This is a genomic window from Candidatus Dedyshia acidiphila (assembly GCF_051025295.1).
GTDB lineage: Bacteria > Acidobacteriota > Terriglobia > Terriglobales > Acidobacteriaceae > KBS-83.
In genome coordinates this window covers 1-20,292 of the sequence record NZ_JBMGJV010000044.1, presented here as the reverse complement: position 1 = coordinate 20,292, position 20,292 = coordinate 1, and the positions used below count along the sequence as shown (strand labels likewise).

Annotated in this window: 15 protein-coding genes and 1 pseudogene; 11 read left to right on the top strand and 5 right to left on the bottom strand. The window is 61.0% G+C overall.

The genetic code is table 11. From position 1 onward, the window contains the following. The first annotated feature begins 8 nt into the window (after nucleotides 1-8). Nucleotides 9-2,924, top strand: a complete 2,916-nt coding sequence (locus tag AC5IJH_RS15485; RefSeq protein WP_491903732.1) for a polysaccharide deacetylase family protein — start codon at nucleotides 9-11, stop codon at nucleotides 2,922-2,924. After that, nucleotides 2,855-3,520: a glycosyltransferase family 2 protein gene (locus AC5IJH_RS15480; protein WP_491903731.1), complete on the top strand. Its 666-nt coding sequence runs from the start codon at nucleotides 2,855-2,857 to the stop codon at nucleotides 3,518-3,520. The genes AC5IJH_RS15485 and AC5IJH_RS15480 overlap by 70 nt, the downstream gene beginning before the upstream one ends. 39 nt (nucleotides 3,521-3,559) lie before the next feature. Here AC5IJH_RS15480 and AC5IJH_RS15475 read toward each other — a convergent pair whose 3' ends face one another. Continuing rightward, the gene (locus tag AC5IJH_RS15475; protein ID WP_491903730.1) at nucleotides 3,560-4,834 is read right to left on the bottom strand and encodes an aminopeptidase; all 1,275 of its coding nucleotides are present in this window, start codon (nucleotides 4,832-4,834) and stop codon (nucleotides 3,560-3,562) included. 128 nt (nucleotides 4,835-4,962) lie between these two features. Between AC5IJH_RS15475 and AC5IJH_RS15470 the strand changes: the two genes are divergently transcribed. Beyond that, complete coding sequence (locus tag AC5IJH_RS15470; protein WP_491903729.1) at nucleotides 4,963-5,661, top strand: CADD family putative folate metabolism protein; 699 nt, start codon at nucleotides 4,963-4,965, stop codon at nucleotides 5,659-5,661. Between the two features lie 242 nt (nucleotides 5,662-5,903). Further along, nucleotides 5,904-7,496: an L-glutamate gamma-semialdehyde dehydrogenase gene (gene pruA, locus AC5IJH_RS15465; protein ID WP_491903728.1), complete on the top strand. Its 1,593-nt coding sequence runs from the start codon at nucleotides 5,904-5,906 to the stop codon at nucleotides 7,494-7,496. Between the two features lie 66 nt (nucleotides 7,497-7,562). Here the strand turns inward: pruA and AC5IJH_RS15460 are convergent, their stop codons facing one another. Beyond that, nucleotides 7,563-7,811, bottom strand: a complete 249-nt coding sequence (locus tag AC5IJH_RS15460; protein WP_491903727.1) for a hypothetical protein — start codon at nucleotides 7,809-7,811, stop codon at nucleotides 7,563-7,565. Between the two features lie 176 nt (nucleotides 7,812-7,987). On the opposite strand from AC5IJH_RS15460, the gene AC5IJH_RS15455 reads away from it, so the two are divergent. After that, a complete protein-coding gene (locus AC5IJH_RS15455) occupies nucleotides 7,988-8,341 on the top strand; it encodes a hypothetical protein (protein WP_491903726.1) in 354 nt (117 codons plus the stop codon). A 17-nt stretch (nucleotides 8,342-8,358) separates the two neighbouring features. Then, a complete protein-coding gene (locus AC5IJH_RS15450) occupies nucleotides 8,359-9,519 on the top strand; it encodes a baeRF10 domain-containing protein (RefSeq protein WP_491903725.1) in 1,161 nt (386 codons plus the stop codon). 52 nt (nucleotides 9,520-9,571) lie between these two features. Here AC5IJH_RS15450 and AC5IJH_RS15445 read toward each other — a convergent pair whose 3' ends face one another. Continuing rightward, nucleotides 9,572-10,969 (bottom strand): pectate lyase-like domain-containing protein, encoded by a 1,398-nt coding sequence (locus tag AC5IJH_RS15445; RefSeq protein ID WP_491903724.1) that lies wholly within the window; start codon nucleotides 10,967-10,969, stop codon nucleotides 9,572-9,574. After that, nucleotides 10,920-11,843 carry a hypothetical protein gene (locus AC5IJH_RS15440; RefSeq protein WP_491903723.1) on the bottom strand — a complete coding sequence of 308 codons (924 nt, stop codon included), beginning with the start codon at nucleotides 11,841-11,843 and terminating at the stop codon, nucleotides 10,920-10,922. Before AC5IJH_RS15440 ends, AC5IJH_RS15445 begins: the two co-directional genes overlap by 50 nt. 684 nt (nucleotides 11,844-12,527) lie before the next feature. Between AC5IJH_RS15440 and AC5IJH_RS15435 the strand changes: the two genes are divergently transcribed. The 5 genes and pseudogenes from AC5IJH_RS15435 (at nucleotide 12,528) to AC5IJH_RS15415 (ending at nucleotide 18,534) form a co-directional block, all read left to right on the top strand. Further along, nucleotides 12,528-13,616: a homocysteine S-methyltransferase family protein gene (locus tag AC5IJH_RS15435; RefSeq protein ID WP_491903722.1), complete on the top strand. Its 1,089-nt coding sequence runs from the start codon at nucleotides 12,528-12,530 to the stop codon at nucleotides 13,614-13,616. Continuing rightward, nucleotides 13,601-16,351, top strand: a complete 2,751-nt coding sequence (gene metH, locus AC5IJH_RS15430) for a methionine synthase (protein WP_491903721.1) — start codon at nucleotides 13,601-13,603, stop codon at nucleotides 16,349-16,351. The genes AC5IJH_RS15435 and metH overlap by 16 nt, the downstream gene beginning before the upstream one ends. A gap of 157 nt (nucleotides 16,352-16,508) precedes the next feature. Beyond that, nucleotides 16,509-17,435: pseudogene (locus tag AC5IJH_RS15425) on the top strand (glycosyl hydrolase); the annotation flags it as partial. Then, nucleotides 17,409-17,903 carry a malectin domain-containing carbohydrate-binding protein gene (locus tag AC5IJH_RS15420; protein ID WP_491903744.1) on the top strand — a complete coding sequence of 165 codons (495 nt, stop codon included), beginning with the start codon at nucleotides 17,409-17,411 and terminating at the stop codon, nucleotides 17,901-17,903. The pseudogene AC5IJH_RS15425 and the gene AC5IJH_RS15420, both read left to right, overlap by 27 nt. A gap of 100 nt (nucleotides 17,904-18,003) precedes the next feature. Further along, a complete protein-coding gene (locus AC5IJH_RS15415; protein WP_491903720.1) occupies nucleotides 18,004-18,534 on the top strand; it encodes a hypothetical protein in 531 nt (176 codons plus the stop codon). Between the two features lie 21 nt (nucleotides 18,535-18,555). Here the strand turns inward: AC5IJH_RS15415 and AC5IJH_RS15410 are convergent. Beyond that, nucleotides 18,556-20,292: tetratricopeptide repeat protein (locus AC5IJH_RS15410; protein WP_491903719.1), on the bottom strand; the 1,737-nt coding region annotated here is incomplete at its 5' end.

Genomic DNA, 20,292 nt, shown 5'->3' with positions numbered 1-20,292 from the left:
CGACTACCATGAGCAAGCAGATCTTTTATGATCCCGAGCGCAAGCGATGGAAGCGTCTCCGCCGCATTTTTGACTTCACGGCGCTTGCTTCCACATTGCTGCTGATTGCGTTCTTTATCGGGGTGATCCATCGGGAGCAGCTCCCCGATCTGCTGCTGCCGCAACAGAAGAGAAACTACAAAGCCGTGAAGGGGCGGCAGACTGCTGAGTCGCGCACGCGTGCTTTGAAGGCTGCGCGCAGGCGGTCGAACCGGCGGCCTTCGGATGTGCCGCTGAATACGGGCGAGGGACTGCGCGCCGCCTTCTATACAGACGACAATCCAGCCAGCTATGCGTCTCTGAAGCAGCATATCCATCAGGTGGATCTGCTCTTCCCGGTGTGGCTGAACGTCAACGACGCAAGCGGAGAACTGCTGGGTGCGGTTTCAATGGCTCCAGCGCACACCTATCGCATTGTCGATGCGAGCGGGACCGTGCACGGCGTCGATCCGGATAACAAGGTTGCGCAGGCGATCGCTAACGCGCATGAAGACACCGAAATCTTCCCGCTGATCCGCAATTACAACATCACGACCGGCATGTGGGACCCCGTCATCGGCCAGGTGCTGAACAATCCGGCAGCCCGGCAGCACCTGCGCGGAGAACTCGATCGCTTCTTGGCGGCCAACCCGAGCTACCGTGGTATTTCACTCGATTTCGAAGAGGTTCCGCAAACCGCCGAAGCAGGTTATCAGTCGTTGATGGCGGAGTTGTACACCGACTTCGCCAGTCGCAATCTACGGCTCTACGTCAATACGCCAACGTCGACCGATACCAAGATGCTGCGGTTTGAAGCGGCACACACGGACGGCATCGTGCTGATGAACTACGACGAGCACGAGAATACCTCCGAGCCGGGGCCGATCGCTGCGCAGGACTGGTTCGAGCAGAACCTTCAGCGTGTGATGAAGGTAGTGCCAAAGCAGCGCCTGATCTGTGCCATCGGCAACTATGCGTACAACTGGACAGTGCCGTTGCCAGATGCGCACGGGCGGGCCTCGCAAAAGGTCATGGACGTTGAGTCGCTAAGCGTGCAGGATGCCTGGCAGCAGGCGAACGACTCGGAGTCCGACCTGACCTTCGCCGGCGACGAGTTGAATCCGCACTTCGCGTATGACGATGAAGACGAGCATGTGCGGCACCAGGTGTGGATGCTCGATTCCGTATCCGCACTGAACGAGATGCGCGCAGCGCGTGCCATGGGGCTGCAGACGTTTGCAGTGTGGGCACTCGGTACGGAAGACCCGTCGCTCTGGAATGTCTGGGAGCGGCCGAGTGCGCCGGACATTCAGAAGTCCCTCGAGAAGATCCCGCCCGGCAATGACGTGAACAGCGACGGAGAGGGAGACATCCTGCGCATCACGGGCGTGCCTCATCCAGGCTCGCGCACCATCGACATGGATGCGGAGAACCAGACCGCAACCGACGAGCACATGCAGGCGTATCCCCAGCCGTACACGATCGAGTACTACGGCTATCACCCGAACAAAGTCGCGCTTAGCTTTGATGATGGTCCCGATCCGAAGTGGACACCGAAGGTCCTCGACATCCTGCGCCAGCGCAACGTTCACGCCGCATTCATGGTGATTGGCGAAGACGCGCAGAACAATGTCGGGCTGCTGCGCCGGTATGTGCGTGAAGGGCATGAGATCGGCAATCACACCTTCACGCACCCGGATGTCAGCGAAATTCCTGCGCGGCAGATCGAGCTCGAGCTGAACCTGACAGAGCGCTTGTTCGCGAGCAAGCTGGGCGTGAAGCCGCTTTATTTCCGCCCGCCCTACTCGATCGATCAGGAGCCGGACACGAACGACCAGGCCGCGCCCGCGTACCGCATTCAGCAGATGGGCTACACCATCATTGGCGACAAGATCGATACCGATGACTGGAACGAACGCCCGCGCAAAACCCCGCAGGAGATCACGTGGAACGTGATGGAGCAACTGCGGATTATGAAGACTCGGCCACAGTTTCGGGGGTCAATCATCCTGCTGCATGACGGCGGTGGCGACCGCTCGGCGACAGTGGCAGCGCTGCCTCTGCTTATCGACACGCTTCGCGCGAACCACTACGAAATCGTACCCGTGTCTGAATTGATGGGCCGCACGACGGCACAGGTGATGCCCGCTCTCACACCGCATCAGCGCTGGCAGGCGCGGGTTGATTCGGTCGCGTTCACCATGTTTGCCTTCTTCAGCCGCTTCGTCGTGGTGGTCTTCTTCCTCGGCGATGTGCTGATGAGCGCGCGTCTCGTGCTCATCGGGGTCTTTGCGCTGATCGATCGCCTGCGCCATCGTGAGATCCCGCAGGTGCCCGGTGGGTTCATGCCCCGCGTGGCCGTGCTGATACCGGCTTATAACGAGGAGAAGGTGATCGTGCGCACCATTCGGTCGGTGCTCAACTCCGACTACGAGGCACTGCACGCGATCGTGATCGATGATGGATCGAAGGATGCTACCTACGACATCGCGTGCGAGGCCTACCGCGACGAGATTGCATCCGGTCGGCTGCAGGTGCTCCGTAAGGCGAATGCGGGCAAGGCGGAGGCGCTCAACTACGCGATCAACCGTCTGACCGAGGATTATTACGTCGGCATCGATGCCGATACGGTGATCGCGCGTGATGCTGTCTCGAAGTTGGTGGTGCACTTCGCCGATCCGCAGGTGGGCGCAGTCGCAGGGAACGCCAAGGTCGGAAATCGCGTGAACCTGTGGACGCGCTGGCAGGCGCTCGAGTACATCACCAGTCAGAACTTCGAGCGACGCGCTCTCGATCTGTTCAATGTGGTGACGGTGGTGCCGGGTGCGATCGGTGCATGGCGGACCGAACCCGTGCGGCGCGCGGCGGGTATCCGGTCAACACAGTGGCCGAAGACGCTGACCTGACCATGAACCTGCTCGAGCAGGGCTACAAGGTGATCTACGAGGATCGGTCGCTGGCGTTTACAGAGGCGCCCATCGATGCGCGCGGCCTGATGCGGCAGCGCTTCCGTTGGTCCTTCGGCACGCTGCAGGCAATCTTCAAACACAAGCAGGCGTTCACGAAAAATCGCGCGATGGGATTGTTCGCGCTGCCGAACATCCTGATCTTCCAGATCCTGCTGCCCCTGGTCTCGCCGTTCATCGACCTGATGTTCGTCGCGGGCACCGTCCACTACCTGCTGGATCGCTACTTCCATCCCGACGCGGCCAGCGCTGCGGGATTCGAGAGGCTGCTGGTTTACTTCCTCACGTTCCTCATCATCGATTTCGTCACATCGGCGCTTGCGTTTTCACTCGAGCGCAAGCATCCGGCAAAGCGCGGCGATGGCTGGCTGCTCTTCCACATCTGGCTGCAGCGTTTTGCTTATCGCCAGGTCTTCTCGATTGTGCTGTTTAAGACCATCAAGCGAGCGATCGATGGGCGTCCCTTCAACTGGGACAAGCTCGAGCGCACCGCGACGATGTCGCGCGAGACCGACAAGATCACCGCTGGCACGTAGTCCCTGCCGACTGGCTTCAGAGGATGCGCAGACGGGGCGCTAGACCCACTCGCCCTTGCGCATCAGCGGCTCCGGTGTACCCGCCTGCGTGATGCCATCGAGATCGATCTCGCCCGAGCCGATCATCCAGTCCACGTGGATCAGGCTGTCGTTGGCGCCCTTCTCCGCCAGGGCTGCGGCATCCATGCTCTCTCCGCCTGCGACGCAGGTGCTGTAAGCCTGGCCGAGCGCGATGTGGCTGGCTGCGTTCTCGTCGAAGAGCGTGTTTGAGAAGAGGAGCCCGCTCTTCGCAATTGGAGAAGAGTGCGGTACCAGGGCGACCTCGCCCAGTCGGCTGGCCCCCGCGTCCGTCTCGATCATCTTGCGCAGCACAGCCTCTCCCTGGTCGGCATGCGTTTCGACCACGCGGCCTTCAGCGAAGCGAACACGAATGCCCGAGATCAGCGTGCCTTGATATGAGAGCGGCTTGGTGCTGGTGACGGTGCCCTCGACCCGCTGGCAATGTGGCGTGGTAAAGACCTCTTCGGTCGGAATGTTTGGGATGCACGCCAGGCCATTGCCGGCCGTGGTGCCACCGCCCATCCAGCGGTGGTCGTCAGCGAGGCCAACGCGTAGATCGGTGCCGGGTCCACGGAAGTGAAGCGCACTGTAGCGATGGTCGTTGAGGAAGCCAGCGCGCTGGCGCAGCCCGTCATCGTGCGCGCGCCACGCTGCTACAGGATCCGAGGCATCGACGCGGGATGCGGCGAAGATCGCATCCCAGAGCTTCGCTACGGCGACCGACTCCGGGTCGTTTGGGAAAACGGCAGCGGCCCATGCGGGGGTAGCCGCCGCGACGATGGTCCAGTTGATCGAGTGGCGGGTGATCAACTCCATCGCGGGGCGATTCGCCTTTGAAAAGGCTCGATTGGCGCGGCCGACCTTCTCCGGATCCTCCTTGGCAAGCAGATTCGGATTGGCGCCCGCGATGGCCATGCGCGCCACATTGCTTCGAAAGGCCTGCGCGATGCCATCCTGCAGCCAGGTGGCTGCGCTATCGAAGCTGCTATCGCGCGCGTACTGATAGCGGGCCAGCGTTGCTTCGTCATCGCTGTAGAGCGTCGTCACGAGTGTGGCGCCTGCCCGATACGCGTGCTCGGTGATCCGCCGCACCAGAGGCACTGCATCCAGTGATGCCGAAATCAGCAGCTCCTGCCCCTCGGCCAGCCCCAGGCCGACCTCAATGGCCACTGCGGCCAGCCGGTCAAGCCGGGCAGCGTGTTCCTCTGCAGATCTGACGACCCAGTTCTGCGTTGCTGCTGCTGTGCTGCTCATGGCTCGAGCTCCTTTCCTGTCAATCTATCGCGATCACCGGGAGGCGCGAAAGAGTGCCCCTCGACAGACGCTTGCAGTTGCTACAATCCGTCTACCTTCGCTGACGACATTTGAGGAGACCTCTGCTCATGCCCTGCTTCAACGCTGCTTCCTTCTTCGCCTCGCTCGATGCCCGGGTGGATGGGTTCAACCTGCTCGAGCACCCGTTCTACCAAGCCTGGTCGAAGGGCGAGCTCACGCGCAAGGATTTGCGCGAGTACGCGTCGGAGTACTGGCACCATGTCTCGGCCTTTCCCACTTATCTGAGCGCATTGCATGCGCGGCTGGAAGATAGTGCGCTGCGCCGGACCGTGCTCGAGAATCTCGCGGATGAAGAGGGACTGCCGCACGGGCGTCCGCACAGCGATATTTGGATGGATTTCGCTACCGGGATGGGCGCGGATGCGGTGGCTGTGCGCACGAGAGCCGTCGCGTCCGAGACGGCAGCGCTGGTCTTGCACTTTCGCATGGCGATGCAGGGCTCACCTGCCGCCGCCCTGACCGCGCTCTTCGCGTATGAGTCACGCGTGCCGGCAATCGCCCGCACCAAGGCGGAGGGGCTGACGGATCACTACGCTGCCGACGCTGCGACTGCACGGTACTTTACCCTGCACCGGACGGCGGATGTGCATCACGCTCAGGTGTGGCGTGAGGCGATTGAGACGGAGTTGACGGCTCACCCGGACGATGCGGAGGGCGCATTGGAAGCGGCCGAAGCAGCTGCGCGGTCCTTGTGGCAGGCGCTCGACGGGGTGGAGAGCCGGCGGCAGCAGCGACTGGCCGCCTGAGCGCTATCCGGCCCTCGTGACCCGAGACAGACTATGGCGCAACCACCCGCTGCATGGGCGCCGCCGCTGCGCAGCAGTTTCATCGCGTCGACAAATCGGATATGGTGTGACGCACCCGGAAACCTCACCTAGCCGCCATATCCGAGCCTGCCGATTAGTTCGTAATCGTCAACGCTTGTTCCAGTTCGAGAGCCATCAGGGTAGTGATACCCGCTGGTTTCGCTGCGCTACACTAATTAGTTATGGCAACCGCCAATCTTTCCTCTACCATCCTGCCGATGGCGCCTCGCGGCGAGTTCCGCAATGAGCCGTTCACCAATTTTCAGACATCCACCAACGAGCACGCCATGCGCACTGCGCTTGAGCGCGTGGGTGAGATGCTCGGCCACGAATACGAACTGGTGATTGGCGGCGAGCGCGTCCGTACCGCGCAGAAGCTGCACTCGACCAATCCTGCAAGGCCATCGCAGGTCGTCGGCCTGCACCAGGTGGCGGATGCGGCGCATGTGGACCAGGCACTGGCGGCAGGAGAACGCGCCTTTGCGACCTGGCAGTTCGTGCCCACCGAGGAACGCGCTTCGCTCCTCCTTCGGGGTGCAGAGATCATCCGCGAGCGGAAGTTCGAGTTCTGTGCCTGGTTGGTTTATGAGGTCGGCAAGAACTGGGCCGAGGCGGATGCGGACGTTGCGGAGACCATTGACTTCCTCGAGTTCTACGCGCGCGAGGCACTGCGCCTCTCTGGCTCGACGCCGCCTATCCAGTACCCGGGTGAGCGCAACGAACTGATCCATGTCCCGCTCGGCGTTGGTGCCGTGATCCCGCCGTGGAACTTCCCGCTCGCGATCATGGCGGGCATGACGACGGCCGCTATCGTGTGCGGCAACACGGTCGTGGTGAAGCCCTCGACCGATGCGCCCACCATCGCTGCGCGATTCCTGGATGTGCTCGAAGAAGCAGGCATGCCGGCGGGCGTCGTCAACCTGGTGCAGGGTGGACCCGAAACAGGTCGAGCGCTGGTCGAAGACGCACGGACGCGCTTTGTCGCATTCACCGGCTCGAAGAAGGTTGGGCTCGAGATCCATGAGCGCGCCGCACGCACGCAGCCGGGGCAGCGCTGGATCAAGCGCACCATCCTGGAACTGGGCGGCAAGGACGCGATCATCGTCTGTGCGGACGCGGATATCGACGCAGCCGTCGAAGGTGTGGTCGCTTCGGCCTTCGGGTTCAATGGGCAGAAGTGCTCGGCGTGCTCGCGTGCCATCGTGGAGGAGACGATCTACGACTCGTTCCTCGAGCGGCTGCAGGATCGCGTGGAGCAGCTCAAGGTCGGGGATCCAGCCAGCAACGTCTACATCGGCCCGGTGGTGAATGAGGCCGCGCTCAACCGCGTGCTCGACTACATCAAGATTGGCAGCAGCGAAGGCAGGCTGCTTACCGGCGGAGGCCGCGTGACTGATCTCGAGGCCGGCTACTTCGTCCAGCCCACCGTCATTGCCAATGTCGCTCCCACAGCACGCATCGCGCAGGAAGAGATCTTCGGGCCGGTGCTGGCCGTTCTGCGCGTGGCCAACTACGAAGAAGCCCTCAATGTGGCGAATGACACGGAGTACGGCCTGACAGGCTCCGTCTATTCGACCGATCGCGGCAAGCTGGACCATGCGCGTCGCAGCTTCCAGGTCGGTAATCTCTACTTCAATCGCAAGAGCACCGGCGCGATGGTGGGGGCGCACCCGTTCGGCGGCTTCAACATGTCTGGCACCGACTCCAAGGCCGGCGGCCCCGATTACCTCACGCTGTTTACACAGGCGAAGTCGGTCGCCGAGAAGCTGCGCTAACGCACCGCTCTTGTTAGGGAGACGCACGAGAAACGGGCCTGCCGCCAATAGCAGGCCCGTTCTGCTTCACTGCTGGTGCTTCGGCTCGCCCTGCGGCGGTTCGCGCCGCTCACCGGGAGCAGAGCCCTGGCGCAGGTTGCCGGCCGGCTTGGTGTGAACCGATCCCGACTCGTGCAGATGCGCCGCCTGAGAGCGCGAATGGGCTTCCGCATCTCCCTCGGGAATCGTCTCGGCGTCTGTCTCTCTGTTATGCGCATCCATGTCAAGCATCGCATCGAGCGAGGCGCGGCTCGCACCTTTGTCACTGTGTTCCATTCTGTGCTCCTCCTTGGCTCTGCTGGTGGGATGAAGTCGGTCGCGCTGGGGATTGCTCGTGGCCGGTGCCTCGCATCCCACTGAACAGGGCCGAAGCGATCGAGCGTTGTGGCACGTCTCCATTACGGACACGTATTCTCGCCTTTCGCCGGCCAGCTTGCCCAGAGGGAGTTTCAATGGCAGACACACCGCATACCACCTCGCAACAGAACCGGCATTTCGACCGAACTGATCTTGATCCCGATCAACTGGAGCAGACCGCAGGCACAGCCGAAGACGCGCGTAACTACGAAAACAACGATGACGCGCAGACCGGGACTAACCGCGCGCCGCGCAGCTTTCCCGACAGCGCAACGCGTTTGAACACCGAGCCGGCAGTAGCGGCTGAGGAAGGCGATCTCTCCACGCGCACGCCCGGCGGTGAAGGGCAGGGGATCAGCAATCACTCCCGCACCGAGGAAAGCAGCCGCCAGAAGAAGGTCGTCAGCGAACGGACGGACGCGCAGGCCGGAGTAAACCGGACGAGCTGATGACAGGAAGGCAGACGATGATTCCACAAGAAGAGCTGTTGCAACTGGCATCCTTCTGGACTGAGCAAGCGGACGCGTTGTCCTTCTACTTCGGTCCGAGAACACCGACCGAGTTGTCGCACCGGGAAGAGCCGATGGCCGTGAAAGAGCAGGTGCAGCAGCTATTTGGCAGCTTGCGCGCGCCATCTGCGGAGGTACGCCGGGACCTGGAACGCATCCTCAATACTGTCGAGCAGATGAAAGGCGATCAATCGCGGGCCAAGGTGATCTTCGCTTGCGCGCGTGAAGGTGTCTGGCGCGAGTACGACCTGCCCGGTGACTATCCCGTGCAACTGACAAGAGGCCACAGCTTCACGTTGCTCCCGCTGTTTGCCACAGGCGATCAGGATGAGCGCATCTGCATAGCCCTCACGGATCGCAATCGCTCCCGACTGCTACTGATGCAGGCCGGAGTGATACGCGAACACAGCTCCGTGCTCGACGAGGAGAAGGACAAGATCCGGACGACAGGCACCAGTGGGTCGAGTCATGTGGAGCGGCAGGTGGGCGAGCACGTCCGCGAACACTACCAGTTCCTTGCTGACCATCTGCAGCACTTTCGCGAGCATGGCGATTACGACGCCTTGCTGATCGGCTGCCGCGATGAGATGTGGCCAGCGATCAAAGCTTCGCTTCACCCGGAGTTGCAGCGCATTCTTATCGCACACTTCGCGGCGGACCCGGGGCTCGACACACCGCAAGAGATTCGCGGACGCGTGGAGCCGCTGTTGCAAAACAGAACGAAGGAAGAACAGCGCAGACTCGTGGAGCAGGTGGCCGGGGAAGCAGCCCGGGGTGGGATTGGAGCGGTGGGGCTCGGCGATGTGGCGCGCTCTCTCGACCAGGGTGAGGTGCGCACGCTCATTCTTCCCGCTAAGCCGGAAAGCGCAACGAAGTCAGCCAGCGCTGGAATCTGTACGTCCTGCGATCACCTCAGCATGGAGACCAGCGAAGGCATCTGCGATCTGTGCGGCCAGCCGTTACATGTCTTTGCTCCGGCAACGGAGGCATTTCTTCGCCGCGCGTTTGCGGAGGGAGCGACGATCCGCGTGCTTCCCGGGGACATAGCGCAGCCAGAGGTGGGGGCATTGTTGCGCTTCCGCGCCAACACAAGTACAGCGCAGGCTCTTGCAAGCTGAAGAAGGGCCGGCCCGTGCAGGTTCAGCGCAGGCCCGGCCTTTCTGAAGGGAGCTACTGGACTTCGATTCCATTCACCAGCGGTTGATCGACTGTGCCTCTGGAGAAGCTGATGGTGATTGTCCCGTTGATCGCTGTCGCTGGGAACGATTTCACCACTGGGATGTATTTGGCTCCGGCAGCCTGCACGACATCGAAATTCGGGAGCACCTGGGCGGTGTTGATTGAGACATTGAACACGCGCTGCCCGGGATTCGACCAGTAGAGCTCCGCGAAGTGCAGCTTCACCGTATGCGAGCTGCCTGGAGTCAACCCGCTGATGGAATAGGTGAACACGCCCTGCCGCTCGGTTTGATAGACCTGCGCAGGCGCTGCACCCGTGATGCCGTTGGTGTTGATGGTGTGCGTGGTTGAGTAGGTGCCGCCGCCGCTGAAATCCGTATCTGCGACGAAGCTCTGTACTGCGGACGTGCTGCCCGAGTCGATGGCGATCGCACTGCTTCCTGAGCTGACCGGGCAGGTGCCATTGCCGATGTAGGAGGTGAGGTAGCTGGGCTTGCCACCCTGCTGCACAGACGCACCCTGGTCGTTGACGATGTGCGTAATCGACCCGCTGCCATTCAGGAAGACGCTGACCGCACTGTTGACCGCGACACCGGTTGTGTTTGGCACCGTGACCGCGCTGTCCTCGACGATACTCACGCCTTGATTGAAGTACGAATATACGCCGGCGCCGTACAGCTCGTGGGAGCAGACCGACTTGCCGACCACGTACGAGGGATACCCGTTTGCAGAGCCACTCACCCACGCACTCTGGCTTGGCACGTCGTAGGGTAATTCGCTCTGGTAGAAGATAGTCTCACCATTGCTTCCATTCCAAAGCACCTGTTCGGCCTGATAGTGCTCCACGGCTAGACCCAGCGCAGTGACGTTGTCGCCATTCACAACGACGCCGTGCGCGGCCGTGTTGACGGTCCATCCGGTGTCGCCGCTGTTAGCCGCGTGATCCGCCCGCCATGCCCAGATGTTGTCGAGAATGACGTTATCGCTATCCACCTGCAAACTGGTGGTGGCGCGCCCGAGTTGCGAGCCGCTGATGCGGAAGAAGATGTCGTTCAGCGAAGTGGGATTGTTCTGATGACCGACCCGCGCGCCAGACGCATTGCCAACCTCCATAAGGACGGGAGCATTCGTGGGACCGGCATCGATCAGCAGGCCGGCAATCTGCACGCCGTCAACATCCGCAACATTCAGCACCGAATTCCCGCTCTGTGACGAAAGCGTGGCGAAGCCGAGGCCGAGCACGACCGTGTTGGCATTCGTCACGTTGATCGGTGACGAGAGGTTGTAAATACCTGGAGTGAGGATCAGATTCTTGCCAGAAGACAGCGCCGCATTGATATCAGCGACGGTGTTTGAAGGCGTGGCGATAAAAAAAATTGCTGATCGCAACCGAGTAGCCTGGTCCAAGGCTGCCGCCGCTACTCCACGTTGTGCCGGAGGAGTTGGTGCGCAGTCCCGGGACGAAGACGTTCCAGTTGCCGCCGCTGTCGATGTAGAGAAAAGGCTTCTCACGGCTGACAGGGGTGTTGGGGAGCGTGGTGTAAGGCGGCGTCGGGAAGGACTGTGCCGGGGCGCCGAGATCGCCGGAGAACACCATGTTCCAAACGGAACCTGTCCAGCTACCCATGGATGAGTTGCGCGTATACCACTGCTGCTGTGAGCACGACTCGATCTTCTGATCGATAACGGAGTCGCTGATGAACCCACCACTGGCATACCCGCAGTAAGCGTTCGTCAACTCCAGGCTGCCGGAGGCGATATGCATGCGGCGGAATGGTGCGCCCTGTGAAACACCCCAGCGGTTGGTGTAGGTGGCTGGATTGCTGTTGGGATCGACCGGCGGAACAATCTTCATATTCTCGACCGATCGCCAGAAGTTGGTGGTGATGTTCCCATTCGAATCCGTCTGGTCTGAATACACACCGCCACCGTTGAGGGTGACCGCATCGGGCGTGGTGCCAAGGCCGGCAACCGATTCGTAGTAGCCCACCTCGGAGCTGACCCCGTTGTAAGTGCCCGGTTTGAAGAGAACAGCGTAGCGGTTCGTGCTGAACTGACCCTCTTTCGAGAGCGAGTTGAGCGTGTTTGAAATCGTCGCTCCGCTTGTGCTCGGATCGAAGATGTACACATTCGGACCGAAGTTGGGAGTGGTTTGGGCGTGGGCGGGACTGCCGATCGACGCGATCGCCAGGCTGAGACTGGCCAAGGCCAGGCAGCAGGCGAATCGCTTCGCGGGGGAGAACTGCAGCGGATGCTCTTTCATGAAAGGTACCCTCGAGACAAAGGTTTGCCTGACAAGGCACCACGGAACATAGGCGTGCGCGTCGAGAGTTGTCAACTGGGGAGATAAGGTCGCTTTGTACGAGGTGCTGAATCGAAAGAAAAATGCATCGATGCTGTGGCAAATACCAATCGTAACCACCAATGCGTTCAGGGCGTGAACAACCCAGCGAGATTCTCCGAACGTCTTGTCGTAGCGTTCCGGCGGAGTGGTTGGTGTAGAACTCACCGAGTCGCGAGCCCTGCCAATGCCTACGCGCCCGGGCGCGCCTCATGATTATGCGATCAGGCTGTAGTGGTGTTGCAGCAGGCTGTCCATGTTCCCCCTCACGCTGTCGATGCCGAATGGACGGTCTCGCAATCGGCGTCGGCGGGGGCGTTCGAGTACCTCTGATGAACGGCATCGAGTTAGATAGAAGCCAACTCACCACCGAACGGTGCCGGCGTCTGGGCGCACGCTCTCACCTTTGCATCTGCTGATTCCGGGGTACCTGATGACTACGGCTGAGGTGAAGGCCCAACGATATAATTGAGATCACTGCGGTCCCCGCTCAGATGCGAGCGGGACGCTCAGGATAGGCTTGGCCGATCGTCAACACTGGATCCAGCCCGCGGCATCGTGGCGGTTGCGCCGCCCAGCCCGGCAGTCGCGCACACGGGGGAACGGATGAACGAGGCCCAGATACATCCGCTGCGGCAGCTGCTTGAGGAACGCATCGCCGTGATCGATGGCGCGATGGGCACGACCATCCGCACCTATGGCATGACTGAGGCGGACATCCGGGGAGATCGGTTCCAGAACTCCGGCAAGGATCTGCTGAACAATGGCGACCTCTTCAGCCTGACCCAGCCCGCGATGATCGGCGATATTCATCGCCGCTTTCTTGAGGCGGGCGCTGACATCATCGAGACTAATACTTTTGGCGCGACCAGCATTACCCAGAGCGAGTTTTTCGTTGACGATCCGCGAGAACACGGTGGCCGGAAGGATCCGGACTTCTACCAGCGGATTATCGACAACCCTATCCTCGATGAGCTCGCGTGGGAGATCAACGAGCAGTCCGCGAGGCAGTGCCGCGAATGGGCAGATCGGGTGGGCACGGCAACGGGGCGGCAGCGTTTTGTCGCGGGAGCCATCGGGCCGCTCACCGTATCTCTTTCGAACTCACCGGATCCGGACGATGCGGGTTTTCGCGTCGTGACCTTCGACCAGGTAAAGACGGCTTACGCTCAGCAGGTGCGCGCATTGATAGCGGGTGGCGTCGATGTGCTGCTGGTGGAAACGATCTTCGATTCACTGAACGCGAAGGCTGCGCTTGTCGCCATCCGGGAGGTCTTTGCGCAACAGGGCCGTGAGTTGCCGGTGATGATCTCAGCTGCAGTCGGTCGCGGTGGAGAGACGCTGATCTCCGCTCAGACAACGGAAGCCTTCTGGAATGCGGTGCGCCATGTGAAGCCGCTCTCAGTAGGGCTGAACTGCTCACTCGGGCCCGACCTCATGTATCCATTTCTGGGCGAGCTGTCGGAGAAGGCCCACGTCGCGATCTCCTGCTATCCGAATGCAGGGCTGCCCAATCCATTGTCGGAAACCGGCTTCGATCTGCGTCCGGAGGATATGGGTCGTCATCTGGGGAACTTCGCTGATGGGGGCTTGGTAAATATCGCGGGCGGGTGCTGCGGCAATACACCGGAGCACATTGCCGCGATCGCGAAGGCGGTAGAAGGAAAGACGCCCCGCAGATGGGAGACCGCTTGAGCAGCGAGCCTTACACGTTTCGCCCACTGCGCCTCTCCGGTTCGCAGCCCTTCACGCAGCAGCAGAACGTCTTCATCATGATCGGCGAGCGGACAAACGTCGCTGGTTCGCCGCGCTTTGCGAAGCTGATCAAAGACGGCAAATACGAAGAAGCAGTCAGCATTGCTCGCCAGCAAGCCGAGAACGGTGCCAATGTTCTTGACATCTGCATGGACGAGGGAATGATTGACGGCGTAGCCGCAATGACCCGCTATCTGCAATTGCTGGCGAGTGAGCCCGAGGTCGCCAAAGTGCCGTTCATGGTGGACTCCTCAAAGTGGGAGGTCATCGAAGCCGGCCTGAAGTGCCTGCAGGGCAAGGGCATCGTCAACTCGATCTCTCTGAAGGAAGGCGAAGAACGTTTCCGCCGCAACGCGACCACGGTGTTGACCTACGGAGCGGCCGTGGTCGTGATGGCCTTCGATGAGCAGGGCCAGGCAGCAAGCTACGAAGAGAAGATCCGGATCTGCGAGCGCGCCTATCGCATCCTCGTCGACGAGGTCGGTTTTCCTCCGGAAGACATCATCTTCGATCCGAATATCCTGACCGTTGCGACGGGACTCGAGGAGCACAACAACTACGCCGTCGATTTCCTACGGGCGACGCGCTGGATCAAGCAAAACCTGCCGCATGCCAAGGTAAGTGGCGGCGTGTCCAATATCTCGTTCGGGTTCCGCGGGAACAACAAGGTTCGCGAGGCGATGCATTCCGCCTTCCTGTACCACGCCATTGCTGCAGGTATGGACATGGGCATCGTCAACGCTGGCATGCTCGAGGTGTACGAGGAGATCGAGCCGGAGTTGCGCGAACTGGTCGAGGATGTCCTTCTGAACCGGCGACCGGATGCGACCGAGCGCCTGGTTGACCACGGCGAACTGCTCAAGGCGGCGGGCTCTGTTGTTGCCGAGAAGAAGGTAGAAGAGTGGCGTAGCGGAAGCGTCGAGGATCGCCTCGCGCATGCGCTGGTAAGAGGCATTGACACACACATCGAAGCCGATGCCGAGGAGGCGCGGCTGAAGCTGGGCCGTCCACTGCTGGTGATCGAAGGACCGCTGATGGCCGGTATGGGCATCGTCGGTGACCTGTTTGGCGCAGGGAAGATGTTTCTGCCTCAGGTGGTGAAGTCAGCGCGAGTGATGAAGAAGGCAGTCGCACATCTCACGCCCTTCATGGAAGCAGAGAAGGCAGCGATGGCTGCCGCGGGGGAAGCGGTCCGTGCCCAGGGAAAGATCGTGCTCGCTACGGTGAAAGGTGACGTGCACGACATCGGCAAGAACATCGTTGGCGTGGTGCTCGCCTGCAACAACTACGACGTGATCGACATGGGCGTGATGGTGTCCTGCGAGAAAATCCTCGAGCGGGCCAAGACAGAGAAGGCCGACATCATTGGTCTCAGTGGTCTGATCACGCCATCGCTCGACGAGATGGTTCATGTGGCGAAGGAGATGCAGCGGCTTGGTTTTACCCAGCCCCTCCTTATCGGAGGTGCCACGACGAGCCGCGCACACACTGCGATCAAGATTGCGCCACACTACGGCCAGCCTGTGTTGCACGTCGCGGACGCAAGCCGAGCCGTGCCGGTGACCACGAGCCTGTTGAGTGACGATGGGCGCGATGAGTTCATCGCGCGACAGCGCTCGGAGTACGAGACCATCCGTCAGGCGTATGCCACTCCACGGCCGAAGACGGTTCCACTGGCGACCGCACGCGACCGCAGGACACCCATCGAATGGCGTCCTGAAGATCTTGCAAGGCCGAAGTTCATCGGAAGCCGCGTGGTCGAGGTGAGCGCCGCGGTGCTCCGCGAGTACATCGACTGGTCTCCGTTCTTTCACACGTGGGGGCTGCGCGGCATCTATCCCCGGATCCTCGAGCATCCGGACCACGGGGCGCAGGCGCGCCAGATCTTCGACGAAGGAAATGCGCTCCTCGACAGGATCATTGCGGAGGGCCTGCTCAACCCGCGCGGAGTTTACGGGCTGTTTCCGGCCAATGCGGTCGGTGATGATGTCGAGCTTTATACCGATGCCAGTCGCCAGACGGTGCTGACGCGACTGCATTTTCTTCGCCAGCAGACGCATCGCGAGGGTAATGAGCCGTGCCGCTGCCTGGCCGATTTCATCGCCCCACGCGAGACCGGTTTCCTCGATTCGATCGGTGCCTTTGCGGTGACCAGCGGTCTGGAACTGAAGACGCTTACGCACCAGTTCCGCGCCGAGCACGACGACTACAACGCGATCATGGCGGAGGCTCTCGCCGACCGGCTGGCCGAGGCGTTCGCCGAGTATATGCATAAGCTCGCGCGTGAAGCATGGGGCTATGGCTGCGAAGAGCACCTGACGCCCGCTGAGATGATCAGTGAAACATATCGTGGCATTCGGCCAGCGCCCGGATACCCAGCGTGCCCAGATCACACAGAGAAGGGAACTCTCTGGACTCTCCTGGATGTGCAGGCAAAGACTGGTATCGAGATCACGGAGTCATTCGCGATGTGGCCTGGCTCCAGTGTGAGCGGTCTTTACTTCGCACATCCGCAGGCACGTTATTTCAGCCTGGGCAAGATCGATCGCGATCAGGTTGAGGACTACCAACGGCGCAAGGGCATGACGATCGCGGAGGTGGAGCGCTGGCTGGGGCCGTCCCTCAACTACGATCCCGCACCCGCTCCTGCGGAACTTGCATTCGAAAGCCGTTGATGTCCGTTCGGTGGAAGAACGGCACGCCGGCACCGAAGATTTCCGGAAAATCGTTTTATTGCTGACTACCCTGCTTCGTGCGGGCTACACTTCGACCTCAATCTCTCCGCGTGTTTTCCATCAAGGTGCGCGGACAAAGGAAGAGGTCTCCTCCCCCATGAAGACTTCCTGTGGAATTCTTGTGCTTGCTGCCTCCGCTCTTCTCGCGGGATGCGGCGCCACCACCGAGCCGTCCAACTTCACCGCCGCTAATGCGATTCCCGCGCGTGGCAACCTGGCAGCTGCGTCAACGCCCACAAAGAGCCCGAAGCGGGGCATCGCCTACGACCTGTCGAACTCTGCAGACATGCAGGCGCTCGCGCCAGGGGTGAGCTGGTGGTACAATTGGAGCTCTTCGCCGAACAGCGGCGTGCCCTCGAATTACCTGAGCGCGTACAGCATGGATTATTACCCCATGCTCTGGAACTTCTCCTTCAACAAGAGCAGCGTTGAGTCGTTCATCCTCGCGCATCCCGAGATCAAGTATCTGCTCGTGTTGAACGAGCCGAATGTCTCGGGACAGGCGGCGTGTGTCTCCGGTCAGCCCTACTGTTCTCCGTCTCAGGCTGCCTCTCAGTGGCCGATGTATGAAGCGGTGGCCGCGGATACAGGCGTGCAGATTGTCGGCCCGCAAATCACGTGGGGCACAGAGCCGAACTACACGGACCCGGTCGTGTGGATGGATGCCTTCTATGCGGCGTATGAAGCGGCGAACGGCGGCCGTGCGCCACGCATCGACTACATCGGTTTCCACTGGTACGACTACGGCCTCGACTCGCAGTTGACCCGTCTGACGAAATACGGCAAGCCGTTCTGGGTCACAGAATTTGCGAACTGGCACAGTCAAACCGACGGCGCGCAGATTGACACACTCGCCAAGCAGGAAACGCAGATGCAAGAGATGGTGAACGTGTGTGAGACGCGTGCTGATGTCTTCCGGTACGCATGGTTCACAGGCCGTGTGAGCCCGGATCCTCACTACTCGAGCCTGCTCGCCGCCCAGGGCCAGCTCACCGGATTGGGACAGCTCTATCTCACCTTGCCGTTCGCGGGAAGCACCAGTACGACCAGCTCTGCGGTCACAATCGACTCAGGGAGTTCGGCGGCGCAGGGCAGCTATGTCGCGGATGTCAATTTCGCTGGTGGCACGACGAGTTCCTCCACTCACACCATCACCATTCCATCCGGCGACACCGCCAGCCAAGCCGTGTACCAGACCAATCGCTTCGGCAACTTTACGTATACGATTGGCGGATTCAACGCAGGCACGAGTCACACGGTCAAACTGCACTTCGCAGAGACCTACTGGTCCTCTGTTGGCCAGCGTGTCTTCAACGTGAACGTAAACAGCAGTGCGGCGCTCTCAAACTTTGACATTATTGCGAGCGCCGGTGGTGCGAACAAGGCGATCGTCCAGACCGTGAACGCAACCGCCAACGGCTCGGGCCAGATCGTGATCCAGTTCGCCACGGTCAAGGACAATGCTCAGGTGAATGCGATCGAGATCAACTAACCAAACGTCTTCTGTATGAGCCTGAGCCGTTGCCATGTGCAACGGCTTCGCTCCTTTGCCCATCTGATCCTGTAGGCGAATAAAAAGCGTAGGAGATCAGATGGCCAGTCAGAATCAGAAGTTGGAGCAGGCGCTTGCCCGGGCCGAACAGGCAGAGGCGGAGTTGGCTGAGTTGAAGCAGGGGGCACAACCGCAAAGCACCCCCCCACAGTCAGATACCTCTGAAAAAGAAGGCGCCGCCGGTGGTGAAGAGAAGCTACGACAGGACTCGATGATGGCGCATTTGCTGGACTCTCTTGATGCAGGCAAGGACATCGGCCACTACGGTCGCCTGGTGTTCACCATGATCGGCCGGCACTTCCTTACGCGCGACGAGCTACTGAGCTGGCTGACGCGCGACCCGGATTTCGCGCAAGCAGAAGCGGAAACTATGGTGGCTCAGGTGGAGGAGCGCGGTTACAACCCTCCGCGGCGCGACCGTGTGCTCGAGTGGCAATCGCAGCAGGAGTTTCCTATCCTGCCCAGCCCGGAGGACCCGGATTGCGGAAACGTCTACCGCACACTGAAGTTTCCGGATGAGGTCTATCACCACATTGAGCACTACCAAGAGCAGAAGCACCACGTGGCTTAAGTCGCTGACTCAGTCCGCCGATTAGTGTGGGGTTGCGTTCATGTCGCGTGCGCTGTCCTTGATCTCGCGATACGCGCGCAACTCGCGCTGTGCGTCTTCGGATCGGCCGAGCTTGCGATAAGCCACGCCCAACTGGTAGTGGACGTAATCTTTGGTCGTGTCTGACGCCTCGGAGCGCTCGAGGTGGGGGATTGCTGCAGCCGCGTCTCCGTCGTCCAGCAGTAGCTTGCCCAATTCGTATTGAGACTGCGCGTGCTGCGGGGAGGTGGTGACAGCGCGCTCAAGTAAAGAGCGCGCCTCATCCTTCTGCGAGGTTTGAAGCAGCGCGAAGGCGAGAGCCGTGAGGACGTTCGGATTGTCCGGGGAGAGCCGCAACTCCTGCCGCAACTCCGGGATGGCATCGGCCGGACGGTCCAGCCGGATGAGTGACTCTCCAATCTCATAATGCGCGAGCGGCAGGAGCGGCGTCTGCTCGAGCGCTCGTTGATAACAGGATCGGCTGCCGTTGTAATTTTCAGTATCCATGTACACATGGCAGACGAGCGGCAGCAGATCGGCACTGAGTGGCTGTGCAGTTAACGTGTCCGCTACGCGATTGGCCTCCTGCGCATGACCCGTCCGTGCCAGTGAGAAGGCATAGGAGTACGCTGAGCGTGGGTCCTGCAGCACGACATTTTGGATGGCGCCAAAGCTTGCGGCCGCATCGGCGAAGTGCCCGAGCGAGAACTGCGAAAGGGCTAGCATCAGCTGCGCGGAGGGATCCATCAGTTTGCCGGCAGCTTTCTGATTTCGGCTATAGGACTCGAGTGCGCGGGCGGCTTCTGCGCTGTTTTCCAGCCGGAAGGCGGCGACGCCCAGGTTGCGCATGACTACCGCGTTGGAACCATCCCAATGCCGAGACTTCTGGAACGCCTGAAATGCCGCTGCATAGTCGTGCTCTCGTGCTTTGGCGGTCCCGAGATCATTCCAACTGCTCGCCAGCAGGTGATGCAGCTTGTCTTCGACATCGGCCTGCCGCTGCCGATCCTTTGTCTGTTCTGCCGAGGCGGCGTCATTGGGAAGCGCCGGGTGCGGTGCCGAGGTCGCGACAAGCGAGCGCAGCGGATTTTCAGCAGTGCTCATGGTTCCTGGTTGCGCGATGCTTTGACCGCTCTCAGCAACAGCGGCCTGCTCTGCAGCTTTGTACCGCGCGAGGAGCGCTTCACCCTGAGCGCGCTGCCCTTCAGCGATCAGGATGCGCCCCAGGCTGAAGTATGCGCGGCGCACCTGGTAGTTGTTGCGGCGCTCATCGCTCCCCGTCAGATCGATCGCCTTCTGCAGATACGTCTTCGCATCCGCCGTCTTCCGTTCGCGATTCGCGTTCATTCCCAGGTATAGCCAGACCTCAGGCTCGGAGGGGTCCGCTTCGGCGGCCGCATGCAGATGGCGGTCGGAGGAGGGAAGATCGCTGCCATCGGTTGACTCGAGCGCACCGAGGTAGAAGTTGCTGATGTATTCGTGCGGGCTCTGCTCGACGGCCTTGCGCAGGTGCTGGAAACTCTCCGAACTCGGGCCCCATTCGTTCATCTGTAGATACGTCAGACCGAGGAAGAACTCACCGTGCAGCACGTGCGGGTCCTGCTTCAGTCCCAGCTTGAAGTTGGCAATCGCGTCCTCGTTGAACCCACTATCGCGATAGGCATCCCCGATTGCGATAGACCAGATCGCATTGCCACCGGCGGCCTTGATTAGTTGCGCGAAGAGAGCGTCGGCTTTTTT

What these genes read in the sequence shown, in the direction of transcription:
- AC5IJH_RS15485 (WP_491903732.1), top strand. Translation starts at nt 9, where the DNA reads ATGAGCAAGCAGATCTTTTATGATCCCGAGCGCAAGCGATGGAAGCGT.
- AC5IJH_RS15480 (WP_491903731.1), top strand. Translation starts at nt 2,855, where the DNA reads ATGGCGGACCGAACCCGTGCGGCGCGCGGCGGGTATCCGGTCAACACA.
- AC5IJH_RS15475 (WP_491903730.1), bottom strand. Translation starts at nt 4,834, where the DNA reads ATGAGCAGCACAGCAGCAGCAACGCAGAACTGGGTCGTCAGATCTGCA.
- AC5IJH_RS15470 (WP_491903729.1), top strand. Translation starts at nt 4,963, where the DNA reads ATGCCCTGCTTCAACGCTGCTTCCTTCTTCGCCTCGCTCGATGCCCGG.
- pruA (WP_491903728.1), top strand. Translation starts at nt 5,904, where the DNA reads ATGGCAACCGCCAATCTTTCCTCTACCATCCTGCCGATGGCGCCTCGC.
- AC5IJH_RS15460 (WP_491903727.1), bottom strand. Translation starts at nt 7,811, where the DNA reads ATGGAACACAGTGACAAAGGTGCGAGCCGCGCCTCGCTCGATGCGATG.
- AC5IJH_RS15455 (WP_491903726.1), top strand. Translation starts at nt 7,988, where the DNA reads ATGGCAGACACACCGCATACCACCTCGCAACAGAACCGGCATTTCGAC.
- AC5IJH_RS15450 (WP_491903725.1), top strand. Translation starts at nt 8,359, where the DNA reads ATGATTCCACAAGAAGAGCTGTTGCAACTGGCATCCTTCTGGACTGAG.
- AC5IJH_RS15440 (WP_491903723.1), bottom strand. Translation starts at nt 11,843, where the DNA reads ATGAAAGAGCATCCGCTGCAGTTCTCCCCCGCGAAGCGATTCGCCTGC.
- AC5IJH_RS15435 (WP_491903722.1), top strand. Translation starts at nt 12,528, where the DNA reads ATGAACGAGGCCCAGATACATCCGCTGCGGCAGCTGCTTGAGGAACGC.
- metH (WP_491903721.1), top strand. Translation starts at nt 13,601, where the DNA reads ATGGGAGACCGCTTGAGCAGCGAGCCTTACACGTTTCGCCCACTGCGC.
- AC5IJH_RS15415 (WP_491903720.1), top strand. Translation starts at nt 18,004, where the DNA reads ATGGCCAGTCAGAATCAGAAGTTGGAGCAGGCGCTTGCCCGGGCCGAA.